Raw genomic sequence first — 14,921 nt, 5'->3', positions numbered from 1 at the left:
TTGGATATGAAACTTAGAACTGTGGTTAGTCTAGCGAACGGAACCGCCGTGTTGTCGGACCCAGGCGTGCATGGCAATACCGGCCGCGCTGCCCGCGTTGATCGAGCGTGTTGAACCGTACTGGGCAATCGACAACGTGGCTTGAGCATCCGCATGGATTGCTTCCGACAACCCCGGGCCTTCTTGCCCAAAGACCATGACGCAAGCCTGCGGGAAGTCGAACGTCTCGATCGGCACAGAGTCTTCGAACAGATCCACGCCGAGCACGGGCAGCGATTCTGCGTCGGCCCAGGCGAGGAATGCTTCGACGGTTGGGTGGTGGTGCACGTGCATGTATTTATCGGTCACCATCGCCCCGCGTCGATTCCAGCGACGCCTGCCGATGATGTGTACGCCGGCCACGTTGAATGCGTTTGCGGTGCGGACGACGGTGCCGATGTTGAAGTCGTGTTGCCAGTTTTCGATGGCGATGTGCAGCGGATGCCTGCGGGTATCGAGGTCCGCGACGATCGCATCGACCGTCCAGTACCGGTAGTGGTCGGCTACGTTGCGACGGTCACCTTCGGCAAGTAATTCAGGATCCCACTGCTCCCCTTCGGGCCAAGGGCCTTCCCAGGGCCCGACGCCGACTTCGCGATCTTCCCAACCGGTCTCGCGGTGCTCTGTTGTCACTGTTTGTCGTTGAGTGCCCAGGCGGCACCGGCAGCTGCGGCCGTGCAGGCGAGCACGGATGGCCAAGAGCCAAGCTTTTTGGCCAGCGGATGGGATGCCCCAAAGGCACCAAGGTAGACGGTCGACAACAGTGCGGTGGTCCCGGGACCGGAGGCGCGGTGCCAGCGGCGTCCTGCGGCAATACCGGCTGCACCCAGTACGATGCCGCCCAGGGCACGAACTTTGGTGACACGGGCGGCAACATATCCACCGATCATGCCGGTGACGACGAGGCCTGCTGTTGGTTCGGGTTTCGTTGTGGCCACAAGGGTCCTTTCATTGAGAGACGCTCGGTCTTGCGAGAACCTGAGTTTTAGTCGAGTCCGAGCTCGTTTTTTGAGAATGCGTAGAGATACGGCACACCGGCCTCTTGCGCGACGTGTTCTGCCGCGCCGGTGTCACGGTCGACAATCACGGCGACGGCTTGAATGTCCCCGCCCGCATTGCGCACACCGTCCACGGCGGTCAGCGCGGAGCCGCCCGTCGTCGAGGTATCTTCCAGGATGACGACTTTGCGACCGTCCACGCCGGGACCTTCGACCTGGCGTGACATGCCGTGTTCCTTCTGGGTTTTGCGCACCACAAAGGCATCGATCGCCCGGTCACCGGCAGCATGCATCACCGCGGTGCCGACGGGATCAGCACCCATGGTCAGTCCACCGGCGGCTTCGAACTCGATACCCGCCTCATCTAACAGGCCCAGCATGACCCGTCCTACTAATGGCGCGGCTTCGTGATGCAGGGTGATGCGGCGCAGGTCAATGTAATAGTCGGCTTCCTTCCCGGAAGACAACGTGACGTTTCCATGCACGACGGCAAGTTCGCGAATCAGTTCAGCGAGCCGGGCACGGTCGGCTTTGAGATCATGGGTCATGGACTCCATCTTACGTTGCCGAAACCGTCGTTGAACGATGGTTGCATTCGCTCAACACTCAAGGACGCTCGGGTACAGTACGGAATAGCAGTTTTATACGACATTCACGAAAAGGAACCTTCATGTCGATCAAATCTTTGGGCAAAATCGCAGCCGTTGCCGCAGCCGCAGGTCTCACGTTGACCGCATGTGCTGATGACAGTGTCAGCCAGTCTCGTGACCAGGAAGAAACCTGTGGTTTCATCATGGGCGCTGAGACCAAAGCGAATGAAGGAATCCAGAGCAGCATGATGAACGTACAACAGGGTGATGACGCCGATGGTCGCACCACCCAGGCTCTCGAATCAGCCGCGCTCGACATCCGGAACTACTCATATAATGTTTCCGATGATCAGCAGAACCCCGATACCGGTGAAGAGATCCCACTGCGCACCGCACTGCAGGTACACGCAGCCTACTTTGACGAGATGGCCTCGCTGATGGACGGCGGCGTGGAAGCCATGCAGGGCTTTGATCCAAATAGCTTCGAAGCCGAAGGCACCTCCCTGACCTCGGCGCTGGAGACCATCAACGGCTACTGCGCCTCCTATGCTCAGCAGCAGATGCAGGGTCAGACGCCACAGGGGCAAATGCCGCAACAACAGATGCCACAGCAGGGCATGCCAGAAGAAGCACCCGAAAGTGAAGAGGCTCCTGCACCTGAAGAAGAGGGTGCAGAGTAATTCGACGCCTGCTGGCACCCATCATCGGTGGGTTATTCCTCGTCGGCTGCGGTGATGCTGCAGCCGACGAAACGTGTGCGGAACTTCAAGACTATGAAGCCAGGGTCGTCGACGCCGAAGAAGACGAAGCCAACCAAGTGCTCACTGAAACGTATTCGGATATGTCTGACCTTGCCGAACGCACCGATGGTGAGCTCGGGGACGCGTTGACCGACCTGCAGCCGCTGTTACACCAGCTCGAAGCGCTAACCGGCGACGACGAGCAAGCGGCAGCCGAAGCCCAAAATGCGGTCGAGGAGCTGTCCGAAGACGAACTGGCAACCATCGACGAGGCAGCCAATTATGTGAATGAAACCTGTGACCTGACCGTGTTATTTTAGAATCATTTCATCGCATTCGGTTTGGTCCACAAGAATAGACCTCTGGGGCTCGAGTACACCCTACCCAGCGAATGAAGTTCGGACAGCAACGGACTCAGAAGGAAGTCGTATAGCGCACTAAGACTCTTATGACCGACCCAGCCGATGTTCTCGTTGAATGACGTATAAGGTAGTCGCAGATGGTCTCAGTTGGCATTTCAAAGCGCTAGAACTTGTCCGATAATATCGACTATAAGCTAGCTCAATAGAAACGGAAGGGGCGAACTTCATGCATGATCTCGCAGCATTGTCGCGCATATTTTCTGCGCGTATTACAAGAGAATTAGCGACTGATGCGTATTCCCCTCTTCTTGGACGCTTACTCCGTCAGACTGGTCTCCTGTCGAAGGAGATGCAGAATGATCGAGTTGAAGATGTAATGGGAGCAGCGTTTAGTGAGCTAACACAACTCGGAAAACGCGATGATTATGTCTTTCGGTCCGCTATCGTCCAAAAGATACTTTTAGGCAGACATTCACTCAATACCTCGACTCTTCTCAATGAGTTTCGAATCGGTAAGTCCCGTGTCGATTTGGCAATTTTGAATGGCAAATCCACGGCCTACGAAATCAAGTCAGATAGAGACTCTTTAAAGAGGATTAATAGTCAACTTGATGACTATGCGAAATTTTTTGAAGAAGTCTATGTGGTGACGTCCGAGAACCGCCAAAACGAAGTTATTGCGTCCATCCCTGAGTCCACGGGCTTATTAATACTTACCTCTGCTTCGAAGCCTGCTCTTCGCACAATACGCAAAAGTCAGAATCACACGAGCCAAAACGACCCCGAGATAATCTCTGACTCCTTACGTCTTTCGGAAGCAAAAGAATTACTCACACTCTTAGGGTGCGAAATACCAACTGCCCCAAATACCATCGTGCGCCAGCTGCTTCGTTCCGAATTCAAACAGCTTGGACCTGAACTTGTAAACAAAGCAACTCTCGAAGTTCTCAAAAAAACCCGCAATACCCGAACACTGTCCGGGTCTATTAGTTCCGTTCCAGAATTCCTACGGGCATCTGTTCTCTGCACACAGTTAACAGCTCCTCACGTTGAAACGTACCTTCAAGCATTGGCCCGGTCTGCACACACCATGGGGAAATAATCATCTATGTATACACCTTATCTTCGCGGTAAACAATACGAGCTCATCGCTTTAAGGGAGCTGGCTCCGGACCTCAAGGACTGGAACGTTGTGCCCTTAATAGAACCAGTTCGCAATACTTTTACCTCGTTGGCGACTGCCATGAAGGAACTAGCTAGTGCCAACGCGCCGTTCCGCATCATATTGAATCCAAAAGTCGGTCAATTAACGAGTTCAGAAGATGCACTCCTGGAGTTCCTTGGGTCGGATACATCGTTTATGGAGCATGGTCTACCCACAATTGCCTTGGCGGATGATGCAGATCTTGCCGCACTCGCGCGTCTCGCCAATTATTGGACCCATAAACCTTTTTCAATACTTCATAATGGCTTTGGAGATGCTGAGGCCCTTCATCAGCTGCTCGCAAAGACCGGTCAACCTGATCTACATCTCTTCGTGGGCGATGAACAAGAACTTTACATGAGGCAATTTCGAGGTGAGGCTCGGGTTCTGATCAAAGACGGCTTCAAGTTGGAACGTAATGCCGACTACAAACCCGAAGACCCTTTCTCTGATCTTCATGAAATATATCAAGATCAGGGTTTATCCGGTTTCGGAGATTTTTTAACGATAGGCGACAACTATTCTGAAACTGGCGGACCTGCTTATGCAGTGGCAATCCACTTAACTTATTTTAATGCTTACAGATACAACTCCATGTATTGCAAGCACTACAAATCACACACGAACGATACACCTACAGACCCGGCAAATAAGTTCCTCGAGGCCGTAACGAACGTTCACAACGACATAGCGAATGGATTCGACCAATTTACTGAGACCACCGCTTTACAGGAACTCCTGGCGTTATACGAGCGGAAGCATTTCCCGGGCTTAGGTTACGTCAAAAAGTTGTCAATCAAACATCATATTGAAACTGTCGGTTCTTTCCTAGAAGATGCAGATGATTAAAGAACGCAAATGTTGTGCTGCTTGTTTCGGGGATCCCGGACTCGAGAACATATTCTTCACGGAACAATCGCTCGAAGTTGGCGAATGCGGATACTGCAGAGAAACTGATGTCCGACTTCAGGTTCCGTCAGCACTCCAGGACGAATTCGAACAACTGCTGGAAATTTACAACGTCGAACCTACATACGGTGAAAGTCTTCCGACACTATTCAAGAAGGATTGGAAGCTGTTTGCGAATGAGAGGCTCAATTTCGACGCAGTTCAAGTATTACTTGGAGATATCTTTGACGATGGCGAACGCGCAAGACGCATATACAAACCGGAACCGCTCTCAGACAACAGCGCATTAGACATTCTCCATGATTTTCGTCAACGGATCACTTTTGAAAATCGCTGGTTTTTGGAAGATAGCGATTCAGACTACCGGCCTGTTTTTCATCGCATCGAAGAATTTCATGACCTGCTGAGGCTAGACCTAAAGACTCCGCAAAAATCGTGGTACCGTGCAAGAAAAACTCCGGGTAATACAGCCCACCCCCTGTCAGAGATGGGGGCTCCACCAGCAAACCTCACATCAAGCGGCCGTGTGAACCCGGCTGGTATACCGTATTTATACTTGTCTTCATCCGTACAGACAGCTCTAGCTGAAATCAGGCCCCGTCCAGCAGAAAATGTCACGCTAGCTACGTTCGCTGATATTGACCGAGTCGTGGCCGCTCTCTATGATCCAAGATATTCAATAACACCTTTCGGTCATGAAGACTCGAGGCTCGTGCGGAAACTTCGGGACCTACTACCGATCTTGGAATATATGAGTAATCAATTGTCGCGTCCCGTTGCTCCAGACGATGCCGATTTCGAATATGTCCCCACACAATACTTTTGTGAATTTCTCAAATCGCTTCGTTATGACGGGGTGCGGTTTCGAAGCGCGATCTCTGAGGGTGAGAACCTCGCGCTATTTAATCACCATGGCATTCACCCGGAGAGTGTCCAACTACACCAAATTACAAATATTGAAGTCAGCGCGAGAATCACCAACGTCGCAGATTAGCCAACGTCGATTCTGGTGAGTCGTCTACGCCGCTGTTGAAAAATCTGGCCTGTTTATTATTGCCACATAGATAGACAGCTGCAGACTCAGCCATAAGAAGAACGTGAGCTGCTATTCCTAGGAACGTTCCTCCCACTCCAAGGCCTTTGCCCTATTAGTTTGCGGGTATCGTAAGTTATCCACACGTCGCAACTGGAGACAGAATCGCCGGGTAAGGTTGAGGTTATGAAATTTGCGACGTGGAATGTGAATTCGCTGCGTGCCCGAGCTGATCGGGTTGAAGACTGGTTGGATGCCACCGATGCCGATGTGCTGACCATCCAAGAAACCAAATGCCGGGATGAAAACTTCCCCTGGGGTGCCTTCGAAATGGCCGGCTACCAGGTGGCCCACTTTGGGTATTCGCAGTGGAACGGGGTGGCGATTGCTTCCCGTGTTGGCCTGGACGATGTGCAACGCGGTTTCAATGGGCAACCGGCGTTTGGCAAAAATGGCGTAGACGCCCAGGTTGAAGCCCGTGCGATCTCGGCGGTCGTTGGTACCAAGAACACCGACGTCGAACCCTTCCGCCTCTACAGTCTCTATGTGCCCAATGGTCGCAGCCTCGAAGACGAACACATGGGCTATAAGTTGGACTTTCTAGACCAGCTGCACTCCCACATCACCTCCGATCTCGACGCGAACACCCGCGTGGCACTGACCGGTGACTGGAACGTCGCACCGTATGACGAAGACGTGTGGGACATGGACTTCTTCCTCGAAAACGGCATGACCCACGTGTCTGAGCCCGAGCGCAGAGCATTCCGACAATTCGAAGAATCCGGTCTTGTAGATGTTGTGCGGCCACGTCACCCGGGCCCAGAAACGTATACCTACTGGGACTATCAGCGGCTGAGCTTCCCGAAGAACACCGGGATGCGCATCGATTTCATCTTGGCCTCACAAAACCTGGCCGCAGAGGTCACCGACGCGTGGATCGACCGGGAAGAACGCAAAGGCACCGGCCCCTCGGATCACGTGCCGGTGGTAGCTCAGTTGGGCTAAAGGGGACGGTCGCGATGAGGCACCTGGCATTTTTGCGCATCTACCAGCCACTGGAGCAGCTCCCCGAGCGCATCCAACCGTTGGCTCAAGATGCCGCGAAACGCTCACGTGCCGATATCGAAGCCGAAGCAGCCGAACGGCTCAACCGTAGGCTGCGTCCCGAAGCGAACTCGACGTTTCCCAACACTTCCGACCCACCGATCATTCGATATGTGGAGCTCAAGGATGCCTATGGCAAACTCCAGCAGTATTTCCACGTCAATTACATCGCGCGTGCGACCTTCGAGGCCACGCAAGTCCGGCGCAAATATTATGACGATGCGCTCTATACACTCCTGGTCCCACAAGACGGACTGGATACGTTCGAGAAAATCGCCGAGCTGCAAGCCGATGCTGGACTGGTGAGCCGTCCGATCAACACCTTTTACTTGGACCTGTGGTCTGTACCCTTACACTGGCACGCGATCTTCGGCGGTGCGCCCGAAACACACCAGACCAATAGGGTCACCGAAGACGTCATCGACGGCACCACGGTGATTCGTCGGCTCCGCGACATCAACTCCGCGTACTTACGCATTGGCGAGATCCAAAGACTCTTGGCTTTCTACGGTCCCGAGCCATATAAGCATCCGTATCACCGAAATATGATCGGGCTGCTTCGCTGGTTTCGGCACTTCTACCAGGTCAGCTCCCAACTACGCAGCGTCGTAGAGCTCGACTACGGGGCACTGAGCAAATACGCTTGGCCTGATAAAGCTGGCAAGCTGCTGGAAGAGGGCCACGACGTATTGGCCCGCATCTACCAGCTGGATGACGAACTGGAAATGGAAGAACCAGAGACCTACACCGGTTTACCCCCGGCTATGTTAGAACAGGCAGCAGAGGCCATGCGTGCCAAATACCGTTCGGCACAGGCTGTGTGGAAATGCATTCAGCGCTACGAGCATGCCAACTAGGACGAATCAGAGACACAAGGAAGACGATATGCAACGCGAAATCATTGACACCTTAGGCGCCGAAGCCGACATCGACTTGGATTCTGAAATCGTACGCCGCGTGAACTTCATGGTCGACTACCTGCACCACACCGGCGCCGGCGGCCTCGTGCTCGGCATCTCTGGTGGCGTCGATTCCACCGTGGCCGGTCGCCTCGCCCAGATGGCCGTCGAGCAGTACCGTCGCGTCACCCCCGATTGGCAGGGCCGCTTTATCGGCGTACAACTCCCCTACCATGTCCAAGCAGATGCGGATGATGCTGAAGCAGCCCTCGAATTCATTGAGCCTGATCAAGCGGTGAAGCTGCAGATCGGCTCGGCCACGGATGCCCTGGGTGAAGCGTTCAAGGATGCCACGGGTGAACAGGCATCCGATTACAACCTCGGCAATGCCAAAGCCCGCATGCGGATGACCGCGCAGTATCTAATCGCCGGGCACCATAATGCCCTGGTGGTTGGCTCTGATCAGGCGGCTGAAGCCCTCACCGGGTTCTTCACCAAGTTTGGTGACGGTGGCGCAGACATCATGCCGCTGTCTGGTCTCACCAAAACCCAGGTGCGAGACATGGGGACGCGTCTCGGTGCAAGCTCCACACTCATCGAAAAAGTTCCCACCGCTGATCTGCTGACTGACAACCCGGGCCGGACCGATGAGGACGAACTGGGCATTTCCTACGGTGACATCGATGCGTTCCTCGAAGGCAAAGACGTCGGCGATGATTCCGCGACGAAACTCGAGACGACGTATAAACGCTCAGAACATAAGCGCCGCACACCGGTGACGCCGTTCGATACGTGGTGGCACTGAGCTTTTTCGAAAAGCCCCCAGATCAGAAGGCTTGAAGCCCTGGCCAATTGCCGTAGTACTTGAACTACGTAGTCACGATCTATGTGTGGTGAAGCTAGGTCAGAACCTGCAAGTTACGAAGGTTTTACGTCCTTGCGGCATTAACATTCGTACTGCGAAGCAGCGCTACCGCCTCCCTGACACTTCCTCAAGAGCAGCGAGCACTTGTCCTTCGAGCAGATCGGCTTCGTTCACGCCGACCCCTCCACTTCACGTCTCGTGTACCACCGTACATAAAAGTGGTGTTGCACTTAAATCACGCAAGAGGATACAAATACAGTATTACTTGCGCCAATTACCCATGCCGCTAGAAATACTCACAAATCCGCTGAGGGGCTCACCACTGCGTCAATAACATCGAAACTCGTTGAGCTCACCGGTCCGTGAATCCACCCGGTGGTCTCGAGTCGTCTTACCGGCCAATTGCTGCGCGCACCTCAGTAAATTCTTCTTCAGAAAGAAAATCTTGCATAAACGCTGAGACAACCTGGTCCCAACTACCAGGAAGTCTGCCTTCATGCGGGCTTGGGGCATCCTCTCCAAACGTATATGGGAATCGTTTCAATTCGTCTATTAAACTGGCACGAGGTGCTTGATTAACGAAAGCATCAAGAATGCTTTCTTCTGGCATTCGCACTCTCACGTCACCTCGACGCTCCGCAGTTTTGAGTAACCGATGAACGCTCGCCTGACTCGTAACCAATAGATCAGCAATCTCTCGTTGAGTTAGACCACGCGCCTTCGCCCGTGCAGCTGCGCGCACATCCTCAAATACATCTAGCCGCTGACGAGCCTGCCGGCGCAAGGCCTCATAGCGTAGCTCCTGCATATCCGGGGACAAAGTAGCCATAGTTCCTCACCTTAACGTGGCTCCGTCTTAGCTGCGATTCATCATGAATCATAGCCCTTGTGGATAAGTGACACCCACCCTCCCTGCACCGCCATGTCCAACCACGTGTAGCTATAATGCAAAGCCGGTATCGAGCAATTTGAGAAACAAGTCACTAGAACACTAAGCAATTTGTGCAGCCTCCTAGGAATCGCGTTGCACAGTTCACAATTTTTCATCATGATGTGGTCTATATCTCCCAGCGTTCAGGCATCGCTTGACCACACATGTAAGGACTCCTATGCAGGCACGGAAACTGCCCTCCATACCCATTGCCCTCTTACCTATCCTCATTCTGGTGATCATGGCGCTCGTGTCGATCACTTTCTGGGACATCGGCATGCTCATACCGCTCATGACTGCTGTAACGGTCGCAGCCCTCATCGGCAAAGCGCTCGGCTACTCCTGGGACGACATCGAGCACTCACTCGCCCAAGGTGTCACCAGAGCACTGCCCGCGGTGTTCATCCTGTTTCTGATCGGCATGATCGTCGGAACATGGATCGAAGGCGGCCTAATCCCGACCATTATTTACTATGGCCTCCAGTCGATTTCGCCAGAAATCTTTTTGGCACTGGCCTGCCTGGTACCAGCTATTGTCTCGCTGGTGCTCGGCAGCTCGCTGACGACGATTGCCACCGTGGGCATCGCGTTCATGGCTATCGGTGAAGGCATGGGATTCCCTGCACCGATCGTTGCCGGGGCCGTCATTTCGGGCGCATTCTTCGGCGATAAACTCTCCCCGCTCTCAGACACCACCAACCTGGCCGCTGCGATGGGCGGGGTCAAGCTCTTCGACCACATCCGCCACATGCTCTGGGATACGATTCCGGCACTGGCCATCAGTGCGATCATCTTCTGGATCCTCGGTGGGTCACTGTCGGCAAATTCGAGCGCAGATACCGAACAGCTCAACGCACTCATCGCGGGCCTCGACGAGCAATTCGTCATTCATCCACTGCTACTCCTCGTCCCGGTCGCCGCCATCGGGCTCATCTTGCTGAAGCTTCCAGCTGCCCCAACCCTGTTGCTGGTTGCGCTGATGGGCGCCGCCTCCGCACTGCTCGTACAGGGCAGCACCGTCACCGCGGTCATGCAGTCCATGGCCTCCGGTTACGCATCAGACACCGGATTCGAGTTCCTCGACGACCTGCTATCTAACGGCGGCATCGACTCAATGCTGGCCACCATCGCGCTCGTCATCGTCGCAACCGCGCTCGGCGGCATCCTCGAAACCACCGGCGTCTTCAAAGTCATCGTCGGAACGCTCATTCACCGCATCAAACGGGCCGGCTCCATGGTCGCCGGATCCCTACTGTCCGGGTTCGTCGTCGCCTTCGCCAGTGGTGAGCAATACGTCTCCGTGCTACTGCCCGCCCGCGCATTCGTGGTGCCATTCAAACGCATGGGACTCTCACCGCTGAACCTCACCCGAACAGCCGAAGCAGCCGGTACCGTTGGCATCAACCTCGTGCCCTGGTCCGTCCCAGCGGTCTTTGCCTCCGGAGTATTCGGGCTGGCCGCCACCGAGTTCATTCCGTTTATCTTCTTCGCCTTCCTGGTGCCACTGATCAATCTGATCTACGCCTACACAGGCTTCACCATCAAACGCGTCGAACCGGTCCCGGCAGACGAAGCAATCGAGACCACCTACGCACCGGTAAAGGAAAGCAACTAACCACATGACACAGAAAACAGCCACATCGCTCATCCGTCCTGCGCTCGAAGAAGTACCGAACTATAAGCCGGGTAAACCACCTGCCGCCGTCGACGGATTGCAGCCGTATAAGCTCTCCTCAAACGAGCACTTCTTGCCGCCAATATCCGCTGTCGTCGAGGCCCTGACCGAGGTCACGAATCCAGCGACCTACCCCGACCCGGCCGCAAAAGCCCTCACCGCAGAACTCGCCAACTACCTGCAGGTCTCCGAGGATCACGTCGCGGTCGGCGCAGGTGGATCCGAAATCATCACCGCGCTTGCACACATCACGCTGGAAGCCGGCAGCGAGGTCATCTACCCGTGGCCAAGCTTCGAACTCTACCCGCAGGCCAGCGCACTCAACGGTGCCCACAAAAAGCCCATCGGGTTGACGGATGACTTCGGACACGACCTGCCTGCGATGGCTCAGGCCATCACCGACGACACCCGGCTGATCCTGCTGTGTTCCCCGAACAACCCGACCGGCCCAGCGGTTACCGCCGACGAGTTCACCACCTTCATGGCGCAGGTGCCATCCGATGTGTTGGTCGTCCTGGATGAGGCGTACTGGGAGTTCTGCACGGATGCCTCAGCCGTGGACAGTCTAGCGATGCTCAAGCACTATGAGAATCTTGTGCTGATGAGGACGTTTTCGAAAGCCCACGCTCTGGCGGGGTTCAGAATCGGCTACGCAGTGGGGCAGCCCGAGGTCATTGCTGCTGTCCGCAAAGCAACCGTGCCCTTTGGTGTCACCCCACCCAGCCAGCACGCTGCTATCGTCTCACTGCGACACGTCGATCAGGTGATGACTAGGGCCCACTCCATCGCGGCAGCGCGTGATGAATTTGTCGATGCACTGCGCGCTCAAGGCTGGAATGTGCCCGACTCCCAAGCTAATTTTGTGTGGTTGCCGCTCGCAGAGCATTCGGCTGCATTCGAGGAGGCCTGTGTGAAGCAATCATTAGCCGTGCGGAACCTCAACTCGGGTGTTCGCATTAGCATCGGACCGCCCGAAGCGATGGACCGAGTGCTGAATGTCGCTGCCCGGTTCCGCCAGCGTCACTTCTCGACCAACAAGGTCTAGGATGTTCACAGACCTATTGTGAGTTGGTTTATCAGAGAGGACTATTTATGACGCGAAATGTTGTTGTGACGGGTGCGGGTTCAGGAATCGGCGCGATGTGTCTGAAGCTCGTGGAAGAGCGCGGAGATAACGCTATCGGACTCGACCTACGCAACGCAGAGTTTGAAGTAGACCTCTCTGACGCCGATGCGGTGGCGACTTTCGTCGAGAAGATCGAAGCACAATACGGTCACGTCGACGGCGTCATAGCCAATGCCGGCACGCAGGCCAATTCGCCGTTGGATCTCAAGGTGAATTATTTTGGCGCTCGGAACTCAGTAACCTCGTTCCTTCCACTGCTACAAAAATCTGACAATGCGCGGGTGGTTGTCACGGCTTCTGCCGCGAGCCTGCAGCCCACGGATACAAAGCTTGTTCAGCTACTCCTCGACGACAAACAAGAGGAGGCTTTGGAATACGGCCAAGCATTGGCTGACCGAGGCGGTATGGCAGGGTACGCCAACTATTCGGCGTCGAAAAGGGCAATCGCCACCTGGGTCCGGCGGGTTGCCCCCACACAAGACTTTGCAGGTGCCGGAATCGGCATCAACGCCGTCGGTCCAGGTGTGGTCGCAACACCGATGACCACGGAATTATTGTCTACCGATGAGGGGCGCGATATGGCTTTCGGCGCGATGCCTGCACCATATAACGGTGCTCAGCGGCCCGAAGACATTGCAGATGTATTGGTCTTCCTGGTCTCCGGAATGAATCGCTCCATGACCGGACAAGTCATTTATGTTGACGGTGGTTTCGATTCGATCAGCCGCGGAGAAGACATCTGGCATGCGCCGAAATCCATGGACCAAGCCACTCAGGAATAATCAGCTCCTGAAGGGCACTCGGAAACAGCATCGTCATCAATCCATTCAACTGGCAACTCTCCGAGGCTAGCGGCAACTGCCTCAGCGGTCTCGCGCCACGAAGTGAGAGTCGACAATGCGAGATGGGGTTGACCGGTTGAGAAGTTTGCTCGAGCAGCGTTCAATACCTCGCGGACACTATCTTCCTGGTCGTCTGGTGTAAGCGCGAGCATCCATGGGAACTGGCCAACCATAAACTCAACAACATTTCGGCCATCGCTTGTGGTTACACCCATCAGTTGTGCGGCGAGTTGGAGGAGCTCGTTGCGAGCGTGATCTTCGCGTTCAGACATGAGAACGAGCGGTTCGCCGTCACGACGGGTCACGGTTATTGGGTGATCCGCAGCTGCGGCGAAGACATCAGCCGAGTTTCGACAGAGATCCGATGATCTGTACATTGTTCGAGCATGCCTAGCCATGCAATCAGCATACTTCTGGTCGCATTCTGGGCATACCGTCGGCTAGCAAGCTCTTAGGGTGAGGAACTTTCGGCCAGAAATTTGCTACTTGGTGATGATTTCAGATTTATACGAAGCTCAAGCTGTGCTCCCATAGCGTGCAAAGTACGCGCAAGCTTGCGTACCGTGATATTTCTTTCGCCCTTGAGGCGCGCGGTAATCTCGCTCTTTGGAACACCTAATGCTCGTGCAAGTTCTGAGCGCGTCATCCCACTTGCCTCGAGCGCTTCAGCGATGAGCTCGCTAGCATCAATCATTGCTGATTCCTCAGCGTAGGTGGCCTGATATTCAGCGCCATCGTTCGAAAAGTGTGAGCATGAGCGTACGCCGCCTAACCAGGACCGGTAATGCCGCTTACCTCAATGTCGACAAGGACTCGATGTAACCACGCTTGTGGGCAGCCTCCTCAAGGAGCCGGTAAGTCGTGCCGAAATTCCAAGAGTCGCGAACAATCGCGCACTACTCGCGATAGGCACCGCATAAGTAAACAAGCCACATGGTCCAGGGCATACGAACCCGCATTAAATTGATGGGGACCCAACAGAATCTCCTGTTGGCCCCAATGCATGAGCTATCCGAGTTGGCTGGTCGCCGATACGTTATGTCATCAGGCCCTACAGAAATGTTGGGCTGAGCACTCCAAGAAGTCAGCCCGCCGTCAACCGGCAGGTTCACACCTGAAATAAAGCTCGCGTCACCTGAGGCTAAGAACGTGATGTCGGCAGCACTACACACTGGCACGGACCCCGCATCAAACTCGGCCGCAATCAGATGGGCAACCTCTCTGGCTGTGTGATCGACCAGAGTTTTCGCTCCGGAGCTGCCCGCCTCTTTGAGCGGGTCACCGGCAAATCTGACGACTAGCCGTTCCTCATTTCCGACTGTAGCGAATTAAGCCCTAAACAAATCGGCATATGGGCTTATCTGGGCCTTATCCAGCGCACACGCTGGTTTTGGCGGCTGTTTTTCAACCCGGGGATGACACGTACGCCCACTGCCGGATTGCGTTTTGATAACAGATTGATAAAGTATGTAACGATTTGCTAACGACGCAGGGCCAATGGGCTCCGTCGATACGCAGCAAGATCTTACGTCAATGTTGGTAAGCCCAACGCATGTTGGCGGTTCATTTACCACGAATATCATCCACACCGGAGGACGAATAAT

Annotated in this window: 17 protein-coding genes; 11 read left to right on the top strand and 6 right to left on the bottom strand. The window is 54.8% G+C overall.

Annotated elements, in window-relative coordinates; translation table 11 throughout:
* Positions 1-30 precede the first annotated feature (30 nt).
* From ACYVJT_RS08705 to pyrE, 3 genes are read right to left on the bottom strand one after another with little or no spacing between them, the layout of a single operon-like run.
* The gene (locus ACYVJT_RS08705; protein WP_343956807.1) at positions 31-672 is read right to left on the bottom strand and encodes a TrmH family RNA methyltransferase; all 642 of its coding nucleotides are present in this window, start codon (positions 670-672) and stop codon (positions 31-33) included.
* A complete protein-coding gene (locus tag ACYVJT_RS08700) occupies positions 669-977 on the bottom strand; it encodes a hypothetical protein (RefSeq protein WP_343956806.1) in 309 nt (102 codons plus the stop codon). Before ACYVJT_RS08700 ends, ACYVJT_RS08705 begins: the two co-directional genes overlap by 4 nt.
* A 47-nt stretch (positions 978-1,024) precedes the next feature.
* Complete coding sequence (pyrE, locus tag ACYVJT_RS08695) at positions 1,025-1,585, bottom strand: orotate phosphoribosyltransferase (RefSeq protein ID WP_343956805.1); 561 nt, start codon at positions 1,583-1,585, stop codon at positions 1,025-1,027.
* 122 nt (positions 1,586-1,707) lie between these two features.
* Between pyrE and ACYVJT_RS08690 the strand changes: the two genes are divergently transcribed.
* The 8 genes from ACYVJT_RS08690 to nadE all read left to right on the top strand — a co-directional run bounded on the left by ACYVJT_RS08690 (position 1,708) and on the right by nadE (position 8,683).
* Positions 1,708-2,307 (top strand): hypothetical protein, encoded by a 600-nt coding sequence (locus ACYVJT_RS08690; RefSeq protein WP_343956804.1) that lies wholly within the window; start codon positions 1,708-1,710, stop codon positions 2,305-2,307.
* 161 nt (positions 2,308-2,468) lie between these two features.
* Positions 2,469-2,687, top strand: a complete 219-nt coding sequence (locus tag ACYVJT_RS08685) for a hypothetical protein (RefSeq protein WP_343956803.1) — start codon at positions 2,469-2,471, stop codon at positions 2,685-2,687.
* 268 nt (positions 2,688-2,955) lie between these two features.
* Positions 2,956-3,831, top strand: coding sequence for a sce7726 family protein (locus tag ACYVJT_RS08680; RefSeq protein WP_343956802.1), 876 nt, complete (start codon positions 2,956-2,958; stop codon positions 3,829-3,831).
* 6 nt (positions 3,832-3,837) lie between these two features.
* On the top strand, positions 3,838-4,782 hold the full coding sequence (locus ACYVJT_RS08675) for a sce7725 family protein (RefSeq protein ID WP_343956801.1): 945 nt from the start codon (positions 3,838-3,840) through the stop codon (positions 4,780-4,782).
* Positions 4,775-5,836 (top strand): RES family NAD+ phosphorylase, encoded by a 1,062-nt coding sequence (locus tag ACYVJT_RS08670; protein ID WP_343956800.1) that lies wholly within the window; start codon positions 4,775-4,777, stop codon positions 5,834-5,836. The genes ACYVJT_RS08675 and ACYVJT_RS08670 overlap by 8 nt, the downstream gene beginning before the upstream one ends.
* Before the next feature lie 225 nt (positions 5,837-6,061).
* On the top strand, positions 6,062-6,880 hold the full coding sequence (locus tag ACYVJT_RS08665) for an exodeoxyribonuclease III (protein ID WP_343956799.1): 819 nt from the start codon (positions 6,062-6,064) through the stop codon (positions 6,878-6,880).
* 14 nt (positions 6,881-6,894) lie between these two features.
* The gene (locus tag ACYVJT_RS08660) at positions 6,895-7,836 is read left to right on the top strand and encodes a DUF8083 family protein (RefSeq protein WP_343956798.1); all 942 of its coding nucleotides are present in this window, start codon (positions 6,895-6,897) and stop codon (positions 7,834-7,836) included.
* A gap of 28 nt (positions 7,837-7,864) precedes the next feature.
* Entirely contained in the window at positions 7,865-8,683 is an 819-nt protein-coding gene (gene nadE, locus ACYVJT_RS08655; RefSeq protein WP_343956797.1) for an NAD(+) synthase, read from the top strand.
* Positions 8,684-9,134: 451 nt separating this feature from the next.
* Here the strand turns inward: nadE and ACYVJT_RS08650 are convergent, their stop codons facing one another.
* The gene (locus tag ACYVJT_RS08650; RefSeq protein ID WP_343956796.1) at positions 9,135-9,572 is read right to left on the bottom strand and encodes a hypothetical protein; all 438 of its coding nucleotides are present in this window, start codon (positions 9,570-9,572) and stop codon (positions 9,135-9,137) included.
* A 280-nt stretch (positions 9,573-9,852) separates the two neighbouring features.
* On the opposite strand from ACYVJT_RS08650, the gene nhaC reads away from it, so the two are divergent.
* From nhaC to ACYVJT_RS08635, 3 genes are read left to right on the top strand one after another with little or no spacing between them, the layout of a single operon-like run.
* A complete protein-coding gene (nhaC, locus tag ACYVJT_RS08645) occupies positions 9,853-11,289 on the top strand; it encodes a Na+/H+ antiporter NhaC (protein ID WP_343956795.1) in 1,437 nt (478 codons plus the stop codon).
* Positions 11,290-11,293: 4 nt separating this feature from the next.
* Positions 11,294-12,394: a histidinol-phosphate transaminase gene (hisC, locus tag ACYVJT_RS08640; protein WP_343956794.1), complete on the top strand. Its 1,101-nt coding sequence runs from the start codon at positions 11,294-11,296 to the stop codon at positions 12,392-12,394.
* Positions 12,395-12,441: 47 nt separating this feature from the next.
* Positions 12,442-13,257: an SDR family oxidoreductase gene (locus ACYVJT_RS08635; protein WP_343956793.1), complete on the top strand. Its 816-nt coding sequence runs from the start codon at positions 12,442-12,444 to the stop codon at positions 13,255-13,257.
* Here ACYVJT_RS08635 and ACYVJT_RS08630 read toward each other — a convergent pair.
* Both ACYVJT_RS08630 and ACYVJT_RS08625 read right to left on the bottom strand, forming a co-directional pair.
* Positions 13,248-13,589: a prevent-host-death protein gene (locus ACYVJT_RS08630; protein WP_499418314.1), complete on the bottom strand. Its 342-nt coding sequence runs from the start codon at positions 13,587-13,589 to the stop codon at positions 13,248-13,250. The genes ACYVJT_RS08635 and ACYVJT_RS08630 overlap by 10 nt on opposite strands.
* A 179-nt stretch (positions 13,590-13,768) precedes the next feature.
* Positions 13,769-14,011, bottom strand: a complete 243-nt coding sequence (locus tag ACYVJT_RS08625; RefSeq protein ID WP_343956791.1) for a helix-turn-helix domain-containing protein — start codon at positions 14,009-14,011, stop codon at positions 13,769-13,771.
* Positions 14,012-14,921: the final 910 nt, after the last annotated feature.

The organism is Yaniella soli (assembly GCF_054782375.1).
Note: the sequence above shows the minus strand (reverse complement) of the source record. Positions and strands in the feature narration are given on the sequence as shown.

Bases quoted from the DNA above. Each gene is read 5' to 3' on its own strand.
- pyrE (WP_343956805.1), bottom strand. From the start codon at position 1,585: ATGACCCATGATCTCAAAGCCGACCGTGCCCGGCTCGCTGAACTGATT.
- ACYVJT_RS08690 (WP_343956804.1), top strand. From the start codon at position 1,708: ATGTCGATCAAATCTTTGGGCAAAATCGCAGCCGTTGCCGCAGCCGCA.
- ACYVJT_RS08685 (WP_343956803.1), top strand. From the start codon at position 2,469: ATGTCTGACCTTGCCGAACGCACCGATGGTGAGCTCGGGGACGCGTTG.
- ACYVJT_RS08680 (WP_343956802.1), top strand. From the start codon at position 2,956: ATGCATGATCTCGCAGCATTGTCGCGCATATTTTCTGCGCGTATTACA.
- ACYVJT_RS08675 (WP_343956801.1), top strand. From the start codon at position 3,838: ATGTATACACCTTATCTTCGCGGTAAACAATACGAGCTCATCGCTTTA.
- ACYVJT_RS08670 (WP_343956800.1), top strand. From the start codon at position 4,775: ATGATTAAAGAACGCAAATGTTGTGCTGCTTGTTTCGGGGATCCCGGA.
- ACYVJT_RS08665 (WP_343956799.1), top strand. From the start codon at position 6,062: ATGAAATTTGCGACGTGGAATGTGAATTCGCTGCGTGCCCGAGCTGAT.
- ACYVJT_RS08660 (WP_343956798.1), top strand. From the start codon at position 6,895: ATGAGGCACCTGGCATTTTTGCGCATCTACCAGCCACTGGAGCAGCTC.
- nadE (WP_343956797.1), top strand. From the start codon at position 7,865: ATGCAACGCGAAATCATTGACACCTTAGGCGCCGAAGCCGACATCGAC.
- ACYVJT_RS08650 (WP_343956796.1), bottom strand. From the start codon at position 9,572: ATGGCTACTTTGTCCCCGGATATGCAGGAGCTACGCTATGAGGCCTTG.
- nhaC (WP_343956795.1), top strand. From the start codon at position 9,853: ATGCAGGCACGGAAACTGCCCTCCATACCCATTGCCCTCTTACCTATC.
- hisC (WP_343956794.1), top strand. From the start codon at position 11,294: ATGACACAGAAAACAGCCACATCGCTCATCCGTCCTGCGCTCGAAGAA.
- ACYVJT_RS08635 (WP_343956793.1), top strand. From the start codon at position 12,442: ATGACGCGAAATGTTGTTGTGACGGGTGCGGGTTCAGGAATCGGCGCG.
- ACYVJT_RS08630 (WP_499418314.1), bottom strand. From the start codon at position 13,589: ATGTCTGAACGCGAAGATCACGCTCGCAACGAGCTCCTCCAACTCGCC.
- ACYVJT_RS08625 (WP_343956791.1), bottom strand. From the start codon at position 14,011: ATGATTGATGCTAGCGAGCTCATCGCTGAAGCGCTCGAGGCAAGTGGG.